The organism is Pseudomonas sp. HY2-MNA-CIBAN-0224 (assembly GCF_040310285.1).
GTDB classification, from domain to species: domain Bacteria; phylum Pseudomonadota; class Gammaproteobacteria; order Pseudomonadales; family Pseudomonadaceae; genus Aquipseudomonas; species Aquipseudomonas helleri.
This window is the reverse complement of sequence record NZ_JBEOPQ010000638.1, coordinates 1-261: the sequence shown is the minus strand read 5'-3', so window position 1 is coordinate 261 and position 261 is coordinate 1. Positions and strand designations below refer to the sequence as shown.

Below are 261 nucleotides of genomic sequence, written 5' to 3'. Positions count from 1 at the left end.
AAATAAAGCAGCCGGTGGCGGAATTATTTTTTTATTAATAGCAGCGCCTGGGCCTGTATTTGTAGTCTCACAAGCGGACATTAGGTCATGCTGACAGAAAAAGCAGTTACCACATGCAATAACAAAAGGAATAACAACTCTATCGCCTTTTTTAACAGCAGTGACTTCAGATCCTACTTCTTCAACCACACCCATAAACTCATGACCGAAAATATCGCCTTCCTCAGTTGCAGGCATTTTGCCACGATATAAGTGTAAATC

At 41.0% G+C, this 261-nt stretch carries 1 protein-coding gene; it reads right to left on the bottom strand.

Annotation, left to right across the window (positions count from 1 at the left end):
• Positions 1–261, bottom strand: a 261-nt coding sequence (locus AAEZ03_RS27870) for an alcohol dehydrogenase catalytic domain-containing protein (RefSeq protein ID WP_350583149.1), incomplete at both ends; no start/stop codon positions are given.